The sequence below is a fragment of the Deltaproteobacteria bacterium genome (genome assembly GCA_030690165.1).
Lineage (GTDB): Bacteria > Desulfobacterota > GWC2-55-46 > UBA9637 > UBA9637 > JACRNJ01.
The window spans coordinates 221,679-240,269 of record JAUYHF010000007.1 but is presented as its reverse complement, the minus strand read 5'-3'; the positions used below and the strand labels follow the sequence as shown (position 1 = coordinate 240,269).

Sequence of the window (18,591 nt, the reverse complement as noted above, 5' to 3'; positions counted from 1 at the left end):
GCTATCCTGTATTTCTCAGTCCAGCGGAAATACAGTTGATGCTCATCATGAGCGCTGCAATAGATTTTTCTCTTTCACTACCCTGCATTCGTCCGCTCCGAAGCCTTCTTAAAAGCGCAACCTGAATATAATTTACCGGATATATGCTGGGCATTCTCATGGCTATTGACCTCTGAAGCAACGGGTCATTGTCCAGTATCCTTTTCTGTCCAGTGATCTTTAAAATCATTTTTACGGTCAGTTTAAATTCTTTATGTATTTTTTTATAAATCTTTTCCCGTATCTTTTTATCTTTTACCAAAGTTGAATAAAGCCTTGCAATATGCATGTCGGATTTTGCAATGACCATCTGGATGTTATCCACGAGATTATTAAAAAAAGGCCATCTCACATACATCTCCTGAACAAGCCTTTCCCGCGCCGCGTCATTTCCTATAAATGCCATTAGACCGGAACCAAACGGATACCACCCCGGTATGATATGTCTCGTTTGATTCCAGCTAAAAACCCATGGTATTGCCCTCATATCTTCAACCCCGCCTTTCCCCTTTCTGTAAGTCGGCCTGGAGCCTATCTTCAGGTGTTCCAGTTCTTCTATGGGGGTTGCCTGATAAAAATATGTTAAAAAATCAGGGCCGTCAATTAGCCCTCTGTATAACCTGTATGATATTCCTGATATCTCTTCAAACGCACCTTCAAAATCCTTTCCTTGTTTTTTTGATTTCTGATTGGCGGGCAATGCCCACCCTACCCCTGCCGACTGCTTACTATTTAATGTCGCCTCCATAACCCCTGCCACAAGGAGGTTCAGATTATATAATGCTGTGCCGAGGTTTGCGTATTTGGAAGATATAACCTCGCCCTGTTCTGTTATCTTTATAAGGCCATTGACAGTGCCCCGCGGCTGAGCCAGGATTGCCTTGTGAGTCGGCCCCCCGCCCCTGCCAACCGTCCCTCCCCTTCCGTGAAATAGTTTTAGTTTGATTTTATATTCCGCTGCCGCTTCTGTAATTATCTTCTGGGCATGATAGAGCTCCCAACCAGAGGTTAATATCCCGCCATCCTTGCAGCTATCTGAGTAGCCAAGCATGACCTCTTGAATATTATCCCTTTTTGCAAGGTATCTCCTGTAGGCAGGATTTGAAAACAGCGCTATTAATATTTGAGGCGCCCTTCTTAAATCATCTATGGTCTCAAAGAGCGGAACTATGTCTATCCTGTTAAATATTTCATTATCATCACTAATCCCAGAGAGCCCTGCCTCTTTTGCCAGAAGCCCTACAGTTAAGATATCGCTTGCATTGTGCGTCATGCTGACAATGTAGGAGCCTACTCCTTCCCAGCTTATCTTATCCTGGGCATATTTAATTACCTTAAATGTATCCAGAACCTCTTTTGTTTCACGAGATAACCGCGCATAGTCGGGCGCCAAAGACCTTATAGATGTAAGCTCTCCAGAGAGGATTTTTACCTTGTCCTGTTCCGGCAGGGCAAGGTAGAAGGGAATATCCGTTACAATGCCTGCTTTTTCCAGAAGCTCTGCCGCAGCCATTCTATGGATTTCACTATGCTGTCTTATGTCCAATTTTGCCAGATGAAAACCAAAGGCCTCTGCCTGCCTTATAAGCGGAAGAATTTCAAGCCTTGCAATCCTTCCCCCCTTGTTGGCATTAAGGCTTCTTTTAATTATGTTTAAATCCTCTATAAACTCCTCTATATTTCTGTAAAACACATCTTTATTTGCATTTGTATTTTCAAGCTTCTTTCTGATAAGAGAAAGCCTTTGTCTGTATGGCTCATAAGGATTTCTTGCTATAATCCTTTGCCCCTCAGCTCCCATTGCATTTGCATCTTCCTTTATGGATACAAGGAATTCCTTGCCTGGCAGTATAAACTGCATGGATATGCTCAGGCTGGATATAAGCCGGGATATGATTTCCGTGTATTTGGCGATGACTAATTCTTTGTGTGAAATCAATGTCCATTTTGTCTTCTCGCTGGTTACAAATGGATTACCATCCCTGTCGCCGCCCACCCAACTGCCAAACAATAATAAAGACGGGGGAATAGAGAATTTATATCCAGGATAGTATCTCTGGAGCTGGCGGCAAAGCTCATCGTATATCCTTGGCAACGCATCAAAGAATGTCTTATTAAAGTAAAAAATACCGTTTAAAACCTCTTCTTTCACCTTTGGTCTTTCAAGTCTTATATCACCTGTCTGCCAAAGCTTTTCCACCTCTCCAAGTATCTCTTCCCTTATTGCCTCTCTTTCCCTGTCTGTCCAGATAGGATTTTCTTTTTTAAATATTGAAAGGTATATCTTTCTGTGCTTTTCCAGCACAGTTCTTCTCTTTGCCTCTGTGGGATGGGCGGTTATTACAGGCGCGATGGAAAGCCTATTCAAAAGAAGCTGTATCTCATCAGGGGTAACGCCGTTTCCCCTGAACTCCCTGACACATCCCTCTATGGAACCGGAAACCGTCAGGCCTTGCCGCTCTTTCCTTCTTCTGTCCTGCATGCCAAAATTTTCCTCTGCCAGATTGATAAGTTGAAAATTTATGGAATATGCCTGAATAATCCGGGCTGTCTCACTAATGCTAATCCTATTTATGGTTTTAAATAGCTTATCGGATAATACTGACGTTCTTGCGCCTTTCTGGGGGTCGTAAAACCAATCTTTTGACAGGATGTTTTTTTTGCTCAGGTCGTCTATCACCTTTAAGAGCCTTTTTCCAACCTGCTCTTCAAGCGCCTGATAAAGGATTGTCTTCAGATATGCTATATCATTAAGGAGGGTTTTATCCCTTGGATGCATATAAATTAGACGACGGGCTGCAGATAATTTTCAATGGTTTGTAAAAATGCCTTTATATTTATCGGTTTGGCTATATAATCATTAAACCCTGCCTTTAAAAAACTCTCCCTATCGCCTTTCATTGCATGGGCTGTTACCGCAATAATGACAGTGTTATTCAGCGCAGGATAATTGCGCATCCTGCGGGTAACCTCAACCCCGTCTATCTTGGGAATCTGGATGTCCATAAGGATAAGAGCCGGCGTTTCTATTAGCGCCTTTTCAAGCGCCACTTCGCCATCCATGGCCTCTATTACCGTATACCCCTTTGATATAAGGAGGTCGCGGAAAAGCTCCATGCTCTGCTCATTGTCTTCAACTATCAAAACCTTTTTTTCAATCATCTTATACACCCATTTTTTATAGAGTAGGCGGTTACCGCTTACTCTTCACTGCCTGCCGCCCTGTATGCCACAACCATGTCCCCGCCTTTTCCCATGGCCTCGGACAAGGCATTTTGCGCCGCTAAAATAGTCCCTTCCATGACATTGGCATCGTCAGGATATGTTGCCACGCCCACGCTAGCGCTTATCTTTCCTTTGGGCTGGTTCTCCGCGTTATAAAACGGAAAACTCTCAATTATGGCCTTGAATCTCTTTGCTAATTGTAAGGCAGGGGATTTTGACGTATTTGGAAGGAGTATTGCAAGCTCATCCATTCCATATCTGGTTGCGATATCATAACCCCTTAATGTCTTTTTTATAAGCTCCGCTGATTTCCTTAAGGCCGCATTGCTGTGAAACTCTCCGTTTCTGGCAATATATGCCTGAAGGTCGTCAATGGCTATCATTAAGAGGGAGCATGGCTGTTTGTATCTGTCAGCCCTCTTTGTCTCCTGATTAAGCCTGATATTAAGATAGCGGTGATTGAAGAGTCCTGTAACCTCATCCACCAGTCCGGCCCTTTTGGGATATAAAGATTCCAGCTTCTTTATCTGATCTACAATATCTCCTTTTAAGAAAGAATCCTTCTCTATAACCCTGTCAATATAGCCCATAACCTTAAGCCGTTCATCTGTCCCCATCTCTTTTTCAGTCAGGAGAAATACAGGTATCCCCTGTGTTGCGGGGATATTTTTTAATCTGTGTATTATATCAAAACTGGAGAGCTCGCTTAAACCATTAAACATCATATCAACAATTATAAGGTCAGGCATTGCAACAAGCGCAAGCTCAATCCCCTCCTCTCCCCCTTTTACTCTTAACACAGAAAATCCTTCCACTTCTAATGCTCCCGACATAGACCTTGCCATCTTCTCATCCTTTTCTATAAGGAGTATGGTGGCATGTCGGCTTGATTTTTTAAATGTAGGCCTTAATTCATTGAGTCTTTCAATAAGCCGCGCACCGTCTACAGGTTTTACAAGATAATCCGCTGCGCCGAGGACAAAACCCAGTTCTTTATTGCTTATTATTGAATTTATTATAACAGGGATATCTTTGGTCTCCTCATGGCTTTTTAAGTCCTGCAGCACCTCCCATCCGTCCTTATACGGCAGCATCACATCAAGGGTAATTGCAAACGGCTTCAGCTCCCGCGCCTTCTTAATAGCCTCATTCCCGTCAAAGGCATGGGCAACCAGGTAGCCTGCCTTTGCGAGATGGATGGTTATAAGTTCGGATGTGGGAAGGTCATCTTCTACAACTAAAACAAGAGGGGCATTAACCTCTGTTCGGAATTCGGAGTCAGGTATGTGGAGAAATTGTTTTTTCTCAGAACTGCCAACTAATAATTCAGAGCTGTCCTGAACAGAGATTACAGTCGGCATAATAAAACTGAATGTGCTTCCCTTGCCAAATTGACTTTCAGCCCGGATTATTCCGCCGTGAAGTTCCACAAGTTTCTTTGTAAGCGTAAGCCCGAGCCCGAGCCCTTCGTGCCTTCTCGAATAACTTCCGTCAACCTGTTCAAATTCCTCAAATACCTTATCAATGTCTTCAGTCCTTATGCCTATGCCGGTATCTATTACAGAAATCTTCAGCAGTTGTCCGCCCTGCCCTGACGAATCGGCAACTCCCTTCTCAGCAACAAACGCAACCCTTCCATCCTGCGGGGTAAACTTTATTGCATTAGAGAGGAGATTGTATAGTATCTGTTTGAGCTTTATCTCGTCGGCAGTTATCTCCGTTAATTCAGGATCTAATTTTACCTCAAGGATAACTGCTTTTTTAGCGGCTAATGGTTGAACTATAGTCATAACCTCATCAATTATGGCCGGAAGCTGGAAGGTGGAATAGTCCAGGGTCATCCTTCCGGCCTCTATCTTTGCGATATCCAGAATATTGTTTATAAGCTGCAGAAGGTGTCTGCCTGATGTCAGTACATTGTTTGCGTATCTGGCCTGTTTTTCATTCAGGCTGCCAAATGCATCTGTCAATAAAATATCGGAAAAACCTATGATGGAATTTAATGGCGTCCGGAGTTCATGGCTCATATTGGCTATGAACTGATTCTTGACCCTATTGGACCTCTCTAATCCCTTATTGGCGTGCTCAAGCTCTAATGTCCTTTCTAATATCCTTTCCTCAAGTCTGTCATTAACCTCTTTCAGCTCTCTGTTTTTATTGTCTATTTCTATGCGTATCTGTTTTTCTTGAGTTATATCCTTGCTGATGCCCACCGTTCCGATTACCTTCCCTGCGCTGTTGTGGAGGTGGGAGAGGCTAAGGCTTATATCAACCACCCTTCCGCCCTTTGCCGCAAGCTGCGTTTCGTAATTGGAAACACCGCCGTCCTTATCCATTTTGCCAAGTATCTTAATTCTTTCATCCCTGTTATAGTAAAGTTCCGACGCCGGTCTGCCTATTACCTCGTCTATTTTGTACCCCAGTGTCCTCTCTGCGCCTCCGTTAAATTCAACAATCCTGCCAAAAGTATCAGTGGTTATTATTATGTCGGCTGAATCATTTAAGACATTTTTCAGATAATCCTTTGTCTCAAGCAGACTGTCCGTGTTATCCTTCAGTTCTTTCAAAAGCTGGTGCTTTTCTATTGCAAAGGTGGCCTGGGTGCCGAGCAGAGAGAGGAATGATATTTCGTTTGCGGTCCACCTGCGGGGTTTGAAATCATCTATATATAATATTCCGATAATACGGCTGTTGGCAAGGAGCGGTACGGCAATGAGAGACCTTACGCCTTCTTCAAGCATAAGCGGATTATTGAACAGAGGCTCTTTCTTTATATCGCTTATTGCAACCGGTTTCTTTGCGCCAAGGATATGGACGGTCATGCCATTTGGCCTGACCTTCCATCTATTTATTTCTAAAAATTTCGGAGAAAATCCCTTGCTTGCCGCAATCCTTAATTCCCCTGCGCCTGCGTCATAAAACGCAATGCTTCCGGCAGGCGCATTTACAAACTCAGTGGATTCTTTTATTATCGTATCCAATACATCTTCAAGATGGTGGGCAGAGGCAAGTATGATGGCTATGTCATATAATTTCTTTGACTCTGCCAGATTTCTCTGTATCCCATCATGCTCTGCTTTTAGTTCGTTTAAGAGGTCCCAAATAAGCCTCGCGCTCATCCCCTCTACAATCTCTGCCTTAATGTTTCTCTTTTTCTTAATCTCCTTTGAAACCTGAGGACTGCCGGTAACATTTATAATAATATCTATATCCTTTATCTTGAGGAGATCATTATAATCATCGGTGGCAAATATCTCAGACGCCTTTGCCAGCTTTATGCCTGGGGCATTCTTATCCCTATCTGCAATGCCAACCACTTCAATACCGGATATATCCTTTAAAAGGCAAAACAGGGCATAACCGCCCTTGCCTGCGCCTATAATAGCGATCCTTTTCATACGGTGCGCATTATAACAACTATCCTCTGATAATGTCAATCAGCGAATGGCCATAGCTTGACAATGCATGGAGAAGTATGTAAAATCATAAAAACATAAAGCACAATATTTTTCTGAAAGAAAGGGGTTTTATAAAATGATTGCGGCAACACAGCTTAGGGTGGGGATGAGTATCCTATATAACGGAGAACCGTACAGGGTGACGAGCGTTCAACATATAACGCCTGGCAATTGGCGCGGCATGGTACAGACAAAATTGAAAAACCTGAAGACAGGTTCAGCCATTGGGAACCGCTTCCGCTCTGAAGATAAGCTTGAAAAAGCCCATCTTGAGCAGCATGAGATGGAATATCTGTATAACAGCGGCACGGACTATTATTTTATGAATACAGAAAATTATGAGCAGGTATTGCTTACATCAGAAGAGATCGGCGATAATGTTTACTATCTTATACCAAATGTAAGATTCATAGTTGATTTTTACGAAGGTAAACCGGTTGGCGTAGAGCCGCCCCAGGTTGTTGAACTTAAGGTTGTGGATACTGCGCCAAATCTCAAAAGCGCAACAGTCACAAACACCTTGAAGCCGGCAACCCTTGAAACAGGACTTGTTGTAAATGTCCCTGCATTTATAGATATCGGCGAAAAAATAAGGGTTGATACAACGGAAGGTAAATATCTTGAGAGGGCTAAATAGCAGGTAAAAAGACAACGGCTGAAATCAGCAGCGGCGTTTTATACCGTCAGCTAGAGTGATTCACTGTACCAACTGGTAGAATTCTATAAACCTTAGAATACAGAAATTCAGAACTCAGAAAACAACTACTTGACGGGAAGCGCCATGCGAAAACCGTCGTTGAAGAATTTGTGCGTCGGTTCGAACCAAAGGCGGTAAGACGCCAGCAGGAGCGCAGTTTTGCCGTACCAGGAACCGCCGCGAATCACCCGATTCACGCAATCTCCGCTGTAACAGTCTTCTACCCATTCCCAGACATTGCCGCTCATATCGTACAAGCCAAAGGCATTGGGCTGTTTTCCAGCCACAGGGTGGGTGCTACCACCGCTGTTGCCTTCATACCAGGCGACGGCATCAAGATTATTACTGCCGCAGTACTCCTGTTGTCCTCCAGCACGGCAGGCGTATTCCCATTCTGCTTCACTCGGCAGGCGGTATTGTTTGCCGGTCTTGGCGTTGAGCTTCTGGATGAAGTCTTTGATATCGTTCCAGCTCACGTTCTCCACCGGACAGTTGTCGCCGCAGTTTTTGAAACTGCTGGGGTTATTGCCCATCACCGCGCGCCATTGCCCTTGCGTGACTTCGGTCTTGCCCATCGCAAGGCTGCCCGGCGGGATAATGACCATCTCGGGACAATCGGTGCAGTCACGGAAACTCTCGCCGGGTTTGGGTGTTGCCTGCGCCTTTTTATTCCGATATTCGACCTGGTAAAGCAGCCCCTTGATCTGCTTGTCATCCGGTAAAGCCAGTAGAGCGAGTTTGAGGCTGCGTAACGCCGCCTCATAATTCTCCGCCTTGTCCTGAGCCACACCGAGGTTTAAATAGGCGTCGCCATACCACGGCGCGGCGAGTATAGCCTGCTCGAATTCTTTGACTGATTCCTTATAGTCAGCAAGCGATTTTGCTGCCGTAAAAGCCGCAGTGCCATATGCCATATGGCGCTCCGCCTCCTCCGGCAACGCAGGCGCGGGCTTCAACTCCTGAGCGAGCCTAATAATTTTCTCGCGCAGTGCGTTGTCGCCCGGCGTCTTCTGCAACTGCTCGACCATCTGGCTCAGTTGCTCACGCTGGGATTCGGCAAGCGCGATGGCTCTTCCGATAAAACAAGGGACGATAACTGATAGAACAATAATCCGCAAAATCAATAAGATTCGGTTTGTCATCTTGTTTCCTCCTTTATAGCATTTTTTATGCGCGTTCAAATCTTCTTTCCTTTTATCCGTTTTACCTCGCTTGATGTCTCAAGCAGCACATCGGCCAGGGAGTTGACGGTTGATTTTACTTCGGACATATCGGCTTTGAGTTCTGATACATCGGATTTGAGTTCAGAAATATCGGTTTCAAGCCTATCCATTCTGCCTTCAAAATTATCCATTCTGCCTTCAAGCCTATTCTGCCCTTTCTTGAGGTCGCCGACATCAGCCTTGATGTCCAACAGAATATTTATAACCCGTTCTTCCATAGCAATCCTTTCTGCAACCTTATCAATTGCCATTTTAATACCAAAAACATTATGATTATGTCAAGTGTTTTATCCCACCTGTTTCTTTCAAATATTCCTTTCAAATAGGAGTTTGCAACCATAAAGGCAAAGTGCTACATTTTGAGTATGGCTGCAAAAGAACAATTTAAAAACCTCCCTAAATCCCCTGGCGTATATTTAATGAAAGGGAATAAGGGCGAGGTCTTATACATCGGCAAGGCAAAGAATATCAGAAGCAGGGTTCGCTCCTATTTTCGGGAGACGGCGGATACAAGGTATACTGTAAAGTTTCTTGCCTCAAAAATTGTTGACATAGAATACATTGTTACAACCAATGAGAAAGAGGCCATCATACTTGAAAACACCCTTCTTAAAAAACACAAGCCTCGTTACAATATCCGCTTAAAAGACGATAAAACATGTGTAAGCATAAAACTCACCCTTTCAGAAAAATTTCCAAGGATTTTTATAACAAGGCAGATTAAGAAGGATGGCAGCCGCTATTTCGGCCCTTATTCGTCTGCACAGAAGGCAAGGGAGACGGTAAGATTTATACGTCGTCTTTTCCCACTCTGCACATGCAGTCCTGCGGAATTCAGAAATCGGGTAAGACCGTGTCTCGATTATCAGCTCGGTATATGCTCAGCGCCGTGTGTAAATATTATTTCAGAAGCGACGTATAGGGAACTGACGGATAAAACCATTATGTTTCTGGAAGGCAGGAATAAAGAACTCCTTGTTGCGCTAAAAGCCGGCATGTCTCAAGCATCCGACGCCCTTGAGTTTGAAAAGGCGGCTAATATAAGAGACCAGATTAAGGCAATAGAATCAACTTTAGAAGAGCAGAAGGTTGTATCTCATGAGAAAATTAACCGTGATATATTTGTGCATATTACAGAAGGAGAGGCTCTCTTGATTCAGGCCCTTTTTATAAGGGACGGCAGGCTCTCCGGGGCAAGAGATTTCTTCTTCAGAGATCAAAAACTACCCGCGGATGAGGCAATATCTTCATTTATTTATCAATACTACAGCGGTGACAGATTTATTCCTGATGAGATAGTTCTATCTGTTGGCATAGAAGATAAAGATGCAACTACCGATTGGCTTTCTGAAAAAAAGGGTAAGAAGATAAAATTCTTTTCTCCAATAAAGGGGGAAAGAAAGAAGCTCCTGAAAATGGCAGAGGCAAATGCAAGAGAGGCTGTCCGAAGAAGGCAGGAGGCCTTTGAAGATAAACAGATATTATTGGATGAATTGAAAAAACGGCTTCACTTAAGAAAAACCCCTAAAACAATAGAGGCATTTGATATATCCAATATAGGCGGCAAGGATGCTGTAGGCGCTATGGTGGTTTTTGAGGATGCAAGACCGGATAAAAACAGATACCGCCTGTATAAGATAAGGATGCCCGAAGAGCCGGATGACTATGGGATGATGAGAGAGGTTTTAACAAGGCGGTATAAAGAAAGTGGTCCAGGGATAAGCCTGCCTGATCTGATTCTCATGGATGGCGGAAAGGGGCAATTGAATATTGCAGTTAAAGTTATGAGCGGGTTGGGGATAAATGATATTGACATAGCTGCCATTGCAAAAGAAAACAGCGAGACAAGAGAAAAGATGCCACGGCTTGCAAATGAACAGGGGGAAAGGATTTATCTGCCTGCTGTCAAGGCCCCGATAATATTAAAGGAAGGGGCTTCGCCGGATCTTTTTCTCAGGAAAATAAGAGACGAGGTTCATAGGTTTGCCATAAGTTATCATAAGAAACTCAGAGGAAAAATAAAATCAGTATTAGACGAAATCCCTGGCATTGGCAAGACAAAAAGAAACATTTTGCTCAAACATTTTGGCAGTGTTGAAAAAATAAATGAGGCTGCTATAGAAGAAATTGCAAAAATTCCAGGAATTACCACGAGTCTGGCAGAAGCGATAAAAAGCGCATTACAACAAAACAATGGATAGACAACCCCACCCTTTTTCCTTGTTTCGCAGCAGCCAACCGCTTATCCCTGTTACTCTATTCTTTATCCTCGGCATTATTGCTGCTTCTTATAACCGGTTGACAGATAAGCTATCTTTCGCCTTTCTTATAGTTTCACTGCTTTTTCTGACATTTGGCATAATAAGAAAGTGGAGACATAGCTTTGCGCTCGCCTATATCGCCTTTTTCCTCATTGGCGTCATACTTTCCAGTCAACAGGTAAGCCCATACTTTCCCCAAAACCACATAAAAATGCTTGTAGAACATTATAACAATGGGAAAAGAGATGAGCATGGCATCGGCATTGAAGGGGTTTTAGCTAATGCCCCTGAAAGGTTTTCTGACAAGACAAGGCTCTACATAGATGCGAAAAAAATCTTTATAAATCCCCCTTTGATTCCCCCTTTTCTAAAGGGGGATACAGGGGGATTTATTCCAGCTACAGGAAAAATTCTCATTACAGTAGGAAGCCCTTCCGTAAGGGTCAAATACGGCGACAGGCTCAGGTTTATCTCAAAACCGCATATACCGCAAAACTTTGGTAATCCCGGGGAGTATGACTATGCCGGCAATCTTGCAAGACAGGATATATATGTTATCGGTTATATTGAAAATGAGAGGTGGATTGCAGTTATCGGTGGTGAGGAAAAACATGGCTTAAGGACATCAATTGAAGAGATACGGGATAAAATAAGGGATTTCATTGATGGTTCGGACGCTGAAAATCCAGCGATAATAAAGGCGCTTATCCTCGGCGAAAAGGGTGAGATTTCAAAGGCCGTAAGGGAGGCATTTGCCGGCACAGGCACCGCCCATATCCTCGCCATATCAGGGCTTCATATAGGCATCATTGCGTTTTTTTCATACTGGATAATCCTGCATGCATTGAAACAGTCAGAGAGGCTTATGCTTGCCTTTGATATAAAAAAGATAGCCTCTGCAGGAAGCATCGTTCCTGTGCTTTTGTATGGCGCTGTTGCCGGATTTTCCGTATCCACCCAGAGGGCTGTAATAATGGTAATGGTTTTCATACTGTCGGTTATTATTGACAGAAAACAAAACCTCTACAATACGCTTGCCGCTGCCGCATTTGTCATTCTCGTTATCTCCCCGTTATCAGTTTACGATATCTCATTCCAGTTATCATTTGCCTCTGTCCTTGCAATCATATATCTCGTGCCAAGGTTTCAAGGGCTATGGGCAAATGAGGATAAGCAGGCAAATGACATAGCCAAGCTTTTGCCGCCTCATCCGGCATGGCATCCGCTTAAGAATTATTTCCTCAACCCATTTGCCGTGTCTTTGGCGGCATCCATTGGCACAGCGCCTTTTACTGCATATCACTTCCACAGGGTCTCTATCATCGGGATTATCGCAAATCTTATTGCAGTTCCCCTTATGGGTTTTATAGCTGTCCCCCTCGGGCTTATTTCCGTCCTTGTCTCTTTTTTTAATCAATCTGCCGCCAATTTAATTCTTGTAATCGTTGATATGGTATTAAAGGCCTCAATATGGATAGTAAATCTTTTCTCCAATATCCCGTATTCATCAGTTTTTACAACAACGCCGACAATTCTGGAGGCAGTTTTATTTTATATCCTGATAGTCTCTGTTGTGGAATTTAAAAAAATAAAGATTCTTAAATACGCCCTCCCGGTTGTAATGCTTATTATAATCGGCAATTACTCATTCTGGTATTACCATCTTAATTACTCGCCAAATTTAAAGGTTACATTCATAAGTGTTGGACAGGGCGACTCTGCGCTGATAGAATTTCCTTATGGCAAGCGGATGCTTATAGACGGCGGGGGCTTTTATAACGCGGATTTTGATGTTGGTGAAAGGATTATTGCGCCGTTTCTCTGGAAAAACAAGATAGACAGGATTGACTATATTGTCTTAAGCCATCCTCAAAGAGACCACATGATGGGCCTTAAATTTATAGCAGAAAGGTTTCGCGTAAAAGAGTTTAGATGGAATGGGGATGTTAGCGCTAACAAGGACTATGAGGAATTTATGAAATCTATTGATAAAAACAACATAAAGAAGTTTATATCAGACTCCGATACACCCCCGCTAAATATAAACGGCGCAATTGTAGAATTTCTCTCCCCTCCGAAGGAAAGCCGTCTTGATACAAACAATAACTCGTTGGTGGTAAAGTTAAAATATAAGGATGTCAGTTTTCTTTTCACAGGCGATATTGAAGATATAGGCGAGGCCATTTTGCTGAAGGCAGGGGATAAAATAAAAAGCGCTGTCCTAAAAGTTCCACATCACGGCAGCAGGACATCTTCCCAAATGGATTTTTTAAAGGCAGCGAACCCTGAATTTGCGGTCATATCTGTCGGCCATTCCAATCCATTTGGTTTTCCGCACCCTGAAATATTAAAAAGATATGAAGGATTAAAGATACCTGTTTTAAGAACAGACATAAACGGCGCAATAACAGTTGAGACAGACGGCGCGAGATTAAAGGCCTCTGCTTATAAAAATTGACCGCATATCCTTTCACTGTTATACTCTATTTATAAAACACCCATAAGCCCGCGGCTCACAAATGAGAATGAAAACCAACCCCACCCTCACCTGAAACATCCATTAAGGATGTTTCAGTCCTCTCCCTGAGGGAGAGGAAACTTTTTTGTTCCCTCCCCTTCAAGGGGAGGGTTAGGGTGGGGATGGGGTAAAAGAGGATATTTTCAGTTGAAAATTTTAGCCCTTATAAAACAGGTTCCTGATACTGCTGTGGATTTAAAGATAAATGCAGAGGCTGCGGATATTATGTATCAGGATATTCCGTGGGTTATAAATCCATATGATGAATATGCGGTGGAAGAGGCGCTGCGTATAAAGGAAAAGAATGGCGGTAGTGTAACTGTTATATCTATGGGGCCGGACAGGGCTGCTGATATTATAAGAAGTTCCATTGCCATGGGCGCTGACGATGGAATCCATTTGAAAGACACTGCCTTTGACGGCTCTGACGCATATAGAACAGCCCTTATCCTGAGTAAGATTGCAGGCATTTCCGGCTATGATATTATCCTATCAGGCAAGCAGGCGGTGGATGACGGCTGGGGACAGGTTGGGCTTGCCCTGTCAGAGATATTAAATATCCCTTCGGTCTCGTCAATCCTTAAATTGGAAATATCAGAAGATAAAAAAACCGCAACTGCGCACAGAGAAATTGACGAGGGGCTTGAGATAGTTGAAGTTCCCCTCCCCGCCTTGTTTACTATACAACAGGGCATCAACACGCCAAGATACGCATCCCTCCCCGGCATTATGAGGGCCAAGAAAAAAGAGATAAAGGTGATTAACGCAGGCGCACTGGGCATTTCTCAGGGAGAAACCGGAAGAGAGGCCTCGCGGATAATATTACAAAAATTATCCAGGCCGCCTGCAAGAAAAAATGGTGAGATGCTTAAAGGTGATGCTATAAGCGCTGCAAAAGAATTGATAAATCGTTTGAGAAATGAGGCAAAGGTTATATAGTAGGGAGATGATAATTGAAGCGGGGCATTAATGAATAACAGAGACATATTGGTAATTGCTGAACACAAAGAAGGCGCTGTCACCTCAGGGACATTAGAGGCAATCGGCGCAGGCAGATATATTTCAGGCAGGCTCAATACCGGGTTGTCTGTTATAGCCTTGGGCAGCGGCATATCCGCATTATCAAGCGCTGCCTCGAACATAGATACAGACAATATCTATTTGATAGAAAACCATCTTCTTACGCAATATACATCTGATGCCCATCTTGCCGCCATTTATCCATTTATCAAAAGCAACAAGCCATCCATCATACTGATACCATCAACATGTCTTGGCAGAGATTTAGCGCCAAAACTTGCGGCACGACTCAAAACAGCATATCTATCTGATGTAAGCGAAATAAAGGTTGATAGCAGTGAAATACTTTTTACCAGACAGGTATACGGCGGCAGGCTTTTATCAACCGTTAAATGCAGGGGCGAGATGCCCTGGGTAATAACACTTAGGTCAAGGGCATTTGAAAAACCGGCAGCACCTGCTTCAAAACCCCCAAAGGTAGAGAGTTTTCCTGTGGATATTGACCCTTCATATATCAGGACAATTATAAAAAATATAGAGAAAACTCAAAAAGGCCTTGGCCTTACTGATGCTGACATTATCATCTCCGGCGGCAGGGGGATGAAAGGGGCAGAAGGGTTTAAGATGCTTGAGGAACTTGCAGGGATATTGGGCGGTGTTGTCGGCGCATCAGGCGCTGCTGTGGATGCCGGATGGATGCCTCACTCAGCGCAGGTCGGGCAGACCGGAAAGGTAGTATCGCCCAAACTTTATATCGCCTGCGGCATATCAGGCGCGCCCCAGCACCTTGCAGGCATGTCCACATCCAAATGCATCGTTGCGATAAACAAAGACCCGGAAGCGCCAATATTCAAAACAGCTGATTACGGGATAACAGGTGATATATTCGAGGTTTTGCCAATATTGATTGACGAGCTGAAAAGGTGATATAGATACATGCTGCAGGCGGACAAAATATGAAACGAATATTAGTTACAGGCGCCACAGGGCAAATAGGGTCTGAACTTGTCCCTGCGTTGCGGAAAAAATATAGCCCTGAAAATATTATTGCTGCAGGGCATGAAACCAAACCTGACAGGGAACTCCTTGAAGGCGGACATTTCTGCAATCTGGATGTAAGGGATTCTAACGCTGTTGAAAAAATCGTGAAAGAGTATCGCATCGACATCATCTATCACATGGCCGCCCTCCTTTCTGCCGCTGCTGAAAAAAACCCCCATCTTGCATGGGATGTAAACATAAACGGACTCAGAAATATACTGGAGGCTGCCCGCAAATTTAATTTATCTGTATTCTTTCCAAGCTCCATCGGCGCATTCGGCCCATCCACACCTGCTGACAATACCCCTCAGGATACCATCCAGCGTCCTGCAACCATGTACGGGATAGCGAAATTGACAGGCGAACTCCTCTGTGATTATTATTTTCACAGATTCGGCATTGATGCGAGGGGTATTCGGTTTCCCGGCCTCATTTCATATAAGACCATGCCCCGCGGCGGCACCACTGATTACGCAGTTGAAATCTTTTATGCTGCTGTCAGAGAGAAAAGATATGAATGCTTCCTGAAAGAGGGGACGCGCCTGGATATGATGTACATGCCGGATGCCGTAAGAGCGGCAATCCAATTGATGGAGGCTGACCCTGCAAAACTCATCCATAGAAACGCCTTTAATGCTACAGCCATGAGCCTTGCCCCAGAAGATTTATATAGAGAGATAAAAAAGCATATCCCTGAATTCACAATGACCTACAAGATAGACCCTATGAGGCAGGCAATTGCAGACTCATGGCCGCACAGCATGGACGACAGCGCAGCCAGAAAAGAGTGGGGCTGGAGGCCTGAATATAATTTGCCTGCAATGACAAAGGAGATGATAGAAAGGCTCTCTGAAAAAGTGTAAGATTACACAGATGATGGTTTTTTCATGAGTGCGAGTGAAGAGCCGAGGCCTATGGCAAAGCCTTATCAGGTAAAGCAAGTTCGCACTGTAATCCTCAAGCATAAAATGGGAGGGAAAATAAGTGATTAAGTACGAGGTTATCATGTATTGGAGTGATGAAGATCAAGCATATATTGCAGAAGTTCCTGAGCTGCCGGGGTGTGCGGCGGATGGAGCAACATATCAGGAAGCCCTGACTAATGCCGAGATTGTTATTCAAGAGTGGATAGAGACCGCTCGTGAAATAGGGCGCCCTATCCCTCAGCCTAAAGGCCGCCTGATGTTCGCATAATTATATCAAAGGATTGACACAAGTAATATTCGGATATGAAGGTTTTACAGAGGCTAATCCCTTTGTAAAATAAATTCTGAAGCAAGGGATAGAGGTTCGGTAAAATTTGAGGTTATTAGCTTGAGTAACGGGGTAATCCGGGAAGTGTCCCTTATTTTTTTGTGTCAAAGACAACTTTTGGCATTATCTTCCTTCAAAGACCAGCCGCTCTATCTCTTTTTCCGTAATTTTCATTTCCCGCGCCTTTTTCACTCCATACCTCTGCAGCCGCCGGAACTCTTTTGTTAACTTCTCCTGCTTATAAAATGAAAACATCTCTCTGAAAAACTCGCTTATCGTTTCCCCCTTTTCTTTTGCTATTTCTTTGCATTCTTCAGCAGTTTGAGGCGGTAATGAAACAGTCATTACTACTCTTTGGCGTGACGGCATTTTCAACCTCCTTGTATAATTTTGTATTACCATATCAAAATATTATTTTATTTTCAAGCATGCTTCTTTGGGGCAATTAATAAATAGCAGCCATTAAAATTATCATTAGCTTAAGAATGCTTAACGAGGTATAGATTATATAAAGGCAAAAACCCTTGTCAAGTCTATAAAAACCCGTTATTATAGCGGCAAAGTCAAAGACTCCTGAGTGTTTCGCAAAGGCAAGCATGTCTCTAAAACAAATAGAAAAGATACTGACTGAAAAACTGAATGATCTTAAGGCCAGAGGAAGTTTGAAGGGTAAGGAAAAGGTCATCACTGGCATAACAGGGGCAAAGGACGGCTTTGGCCCTCGCTGTCTGCTCGCCGGACAGGGAGAAAAAGAGTTTTTAAAGATGAACTCCAATTCATATCTGGGACTCTCTTTAAATAAGAATGTCATAAGGGCAGAGGAAGATGCCGCAAGAAAGTTCGGCGCAGGTCCTGGCGCTGTCAGGTTTATAAGCGGAACCTACGAACCACATATAAATCTTGAGAAAAGACTTGCCGGCTTTCACGGGAGAGAGGCTGCAATGATATTCAGCTCGGCATATTCAACTGTCATGGGAATACTCCCCCAGTTCATTACTGAAAAGACCCTCGTGTTGAGCGATGGGTTGAACCATAACTGCATTATCAATGCTATAAGGCTCTCCAGGCCTGCAAAAAAGGAGGTCTATCTCCATCTTGACATGACAGATATGGAGCGTATCCTCAAAGAAAACACAGGCCTTGCAAAAAGGGTTGTGGTGGCAACTGACGGCATCTTCAGCATGAGGGGCGATTATGCGCCTTTAGACAGGATTGTTGAAATCTGCAAGAGATATGAATCAGGATATGAAGAAGGTATTATCACTATTGTTGATGACTCTCATGGCGTCGGCGCATTTGGTAAAACAGGAAGAGGCACAGAAGAACATACCAATGCCAGAGTGGATATTCTCGTGGCAACACTTGGAAAAGCGCTGGGGGTAAACGGCGGTTATATAGTCTCAACAAATACGGTGATAAGTTATCTCAGAGAAACAGCGCCTTTTTATATCTATTCTAACCCAATTACCCCTGCTGAGGCAGCAGCGGCAATCAAGTCCCTTGAAATACTGGGGAGTCCAGAAGGGATAAGGCTTCTCGAAAGGCTGAGAAGACTTGCAGCGCGCTTGCGGGAAGGGCTGAAACAGCTTGGGTATGAGACCATTCCCGGCGAACACCCTATCGTTCCGCTGATGGTGAGGGATACCGAGAGGACATCGGAAATGGTAAGGTTTCTCTTTGATAACGGCATACTGGCCACAGGCCTGAATTTTCCTGTAGTTCCGAAAGGGGACGAAGAGATAAGATTCCAGATAAATGCCAGCCACACTGAAAAGGATATTGATTATCTGCTGGATGTTTTAAAAAGATTTAAAGATAGTGGAATAAGGTAACTCCTGCCGTTACGGCAATTGTC

General features: G+C 43.8%; 14 protein-coding genes. 8 read left to right on the top strand and 6 right to left on the bottom strand.

What is annotated here, in order from left to right; translation table 11 throughout:
* Position 1: 1 nt before the first annotated feature.
* Genes ppc through Q8P28_02435 form a run of 3 tightly spaced genes read right to left on the bottom strand, consistent with a single transcriptional unit; the run spans position 2 to position 6,662 of the window.
* A complete protein-coding gene (gene ppc, locus Q8P28_02445; protein MDP2681655.1) occupies positions 2-2,818 on the bottom strand; it encodes a phosphoenolpyruvate carboxylase in 2,817 nt (938 codons plus the stop codon).
* A gap of 5 nt (positions 2,819-2,823) precedes the next feature.
* On the bottom strand, positions 2,824-3,201 hold the full coding sequence (locus Q8P28_02440) for a response regulator (protein ID MDP2681654.1): 378 nt from the start codon (positions 3,199-3,201) through the stop codon (positions 2,824-2,826).
* Positions 3,202-3,239: 38 nt separating this feature from the next.
* Positions 3,240-6,662, bottom strand: coding sequence for a diguanylate cyclase (locus Q8P28_02435; protein MDP2681653.1), 3,423 nt, complete (start codon positions 6,660-6,662; stop codon positions 3,240-3,242).
* 136 nt (positions 6,663-6,798) lie between these two features.
* Between Q8P28_02435 and efp the strand changes: the two genes are divergently transcribed.
* Positions 6,799-7,359: an elongation factor P gene (efp, locus tag Q8P28_02430; protein MDP2681652.1), complete on the top strand. Its 561-nt coding sequence runs from the start codon at positions 6,799-6,801 to the stop codon at positions 7,357-7,359.
* 125 nt (positions 7,360-7,484) lie between these two features.
* On the opposite strand, the gene Q8P28_02425 is transcribed toward efp, so the two are convergent.
* Together Q8P28_02425 and Q8P28_02420 are read right to left on the bottom strand one after the other, a co-directional pair.
* On the bottom strand, positions 7,485-8,561 hold the full coding sequence (locus Q8P28_02425) for an SUMF1/EgtB/PvdO family nonheme iron enzyme (protein MDP2681651.1): 1,077 nt from the start codon (positions 8,559-8,561) through the stop codon (positions 7,485-7,487).
* A 35-nt stretch (positions 8,562-8,596) separates the two neighbouring features.
* The gene (locus Q8P28_02420; GenBank protein ID MDP2681650.1) at positions 8,597-8,893 is read right to left on the bottom strand and encodes a hypothetical protein; all 297 of its coding nucleotides are present in this window, start codon (positions 8,891-8,893) and stop codon (positions 8,597-8,599) included.
* A gap of 114 nt (positions 8,894-9,007) precedes the next feature.
* Between Q8P28_02420 and uvrC the strand changes: the two genes are divergently transcribed.
* From uvrC to Q8P28_02390, 6 genes are all read left to right on the top strand, one after another.
* Positions 9,008-10,843, top strand: a complete 1,836-nt coding sequence (gene uvrC, locus Q8P28_02415; GenBank protein MDP2681649.1) for an excinuclease ABC subunit UvrC — start codon at positions 9,008-9,010, stop codon at positions 10,841-10,843.
* 97 nt (positions 10,844-10,940) lie between these two features.
* Positions 10,941-13,361 (top strand): DNA internalization-related competence protein ComEC/Rec2, encoded by a 2,421-nt coding sequence (locus Q8P28_02410; protein MDP2681648.1) that lies wholly within the window; start codon positions 10,941-10,943, stop codon positions 13,359-13,361.
* Between the two features lie 207 nt (positions 13,362-13,568).
* Positions 13,569-14,360, top strand: coding sequence for an electron transfer flavoprotein subunit beta/FixA family protein (locus tag Q8P28_02405; protein MDP2681647.1), 792 nt, complete (start codon positions 13,569-13,571; stop codon positions 14,358-14,360).
* Positions 14,361-14,390: 30 nt separating this feature from the next.
* Complete coding sequence (locus Q8P28_02400) at positions 14,391-15,368, top strand: electron transfer flavoprotein subunit alpha/FixB family protein (GenBank protein MDP2681646.1); 978 nt, start codon at positions 14,391-14,393, stop codon at positions 15,366-15,368.
* Between the two features lie 29 nt (positions 15,369-15,397).
* Positions 15,398-16,345 carry an L-threonine 3-dehydrogenase gene (locus tag Q8P28_02395; GenBank protein MDP2681645.1) on the top strand — a complete coding sequence of 316 codons (948 nt, stop codon included), beginning with the start codon at positions 15,398-15,400 and terminating at the stop codon, positions 16,343-16,345.
* A 121-nt stretch (positions 16,346-16,466) separates the two neighbouring features.
* Positions 16,467-16,676, top strand: a complete 210-nt coding sequence (locus Q8P28_02390; GenBank protein MDP2681644.1) for a type II toxin-antitoxin system HicB family antitoxin — start codon at positions 16,467-16,469, stop codon at positions 16,674-16,676.
* 183 nt (positions 16,677-16,859) lie between these two features.
* Here Q8P28_02390 and Q8P28_02385 read toward each other — a convergent pair whose 3' ends face one another.
* Positions 16,860-17,105 carry a ribbon-helix-helix protein, CopG family gene (locus Q8P28_02385; GenBank protein MDP2681643.1) on the bottom strand — a complete coding sequence of 82 codons (246 nt, stop codon included), beginning with the start codon at positions 17,103-17,105 and terminating at the stop codon, positions 16,860-16,862.
* 227 nt (positions 17,106-17,332) lie between these two features.
* On the opposite strand from Q8P28_02385, the gene Q8P28_02380 reads away from it, so the two are divergent.
* On the top strand, positions 17,333-18,568 hold the full coding sequence (locus Q8P28_02380) for an aminotransferase class I/II-fold pyridoxal phosphate-dependent enzyme (GenBank protein MDP2681642.1): 1,236 nt from the start codon (positions 17,333-17,335) through the stop codon (positions 18,566-18,568).
* Positions 18,569-18,591 lie beyond the last annotated feature (23 nt).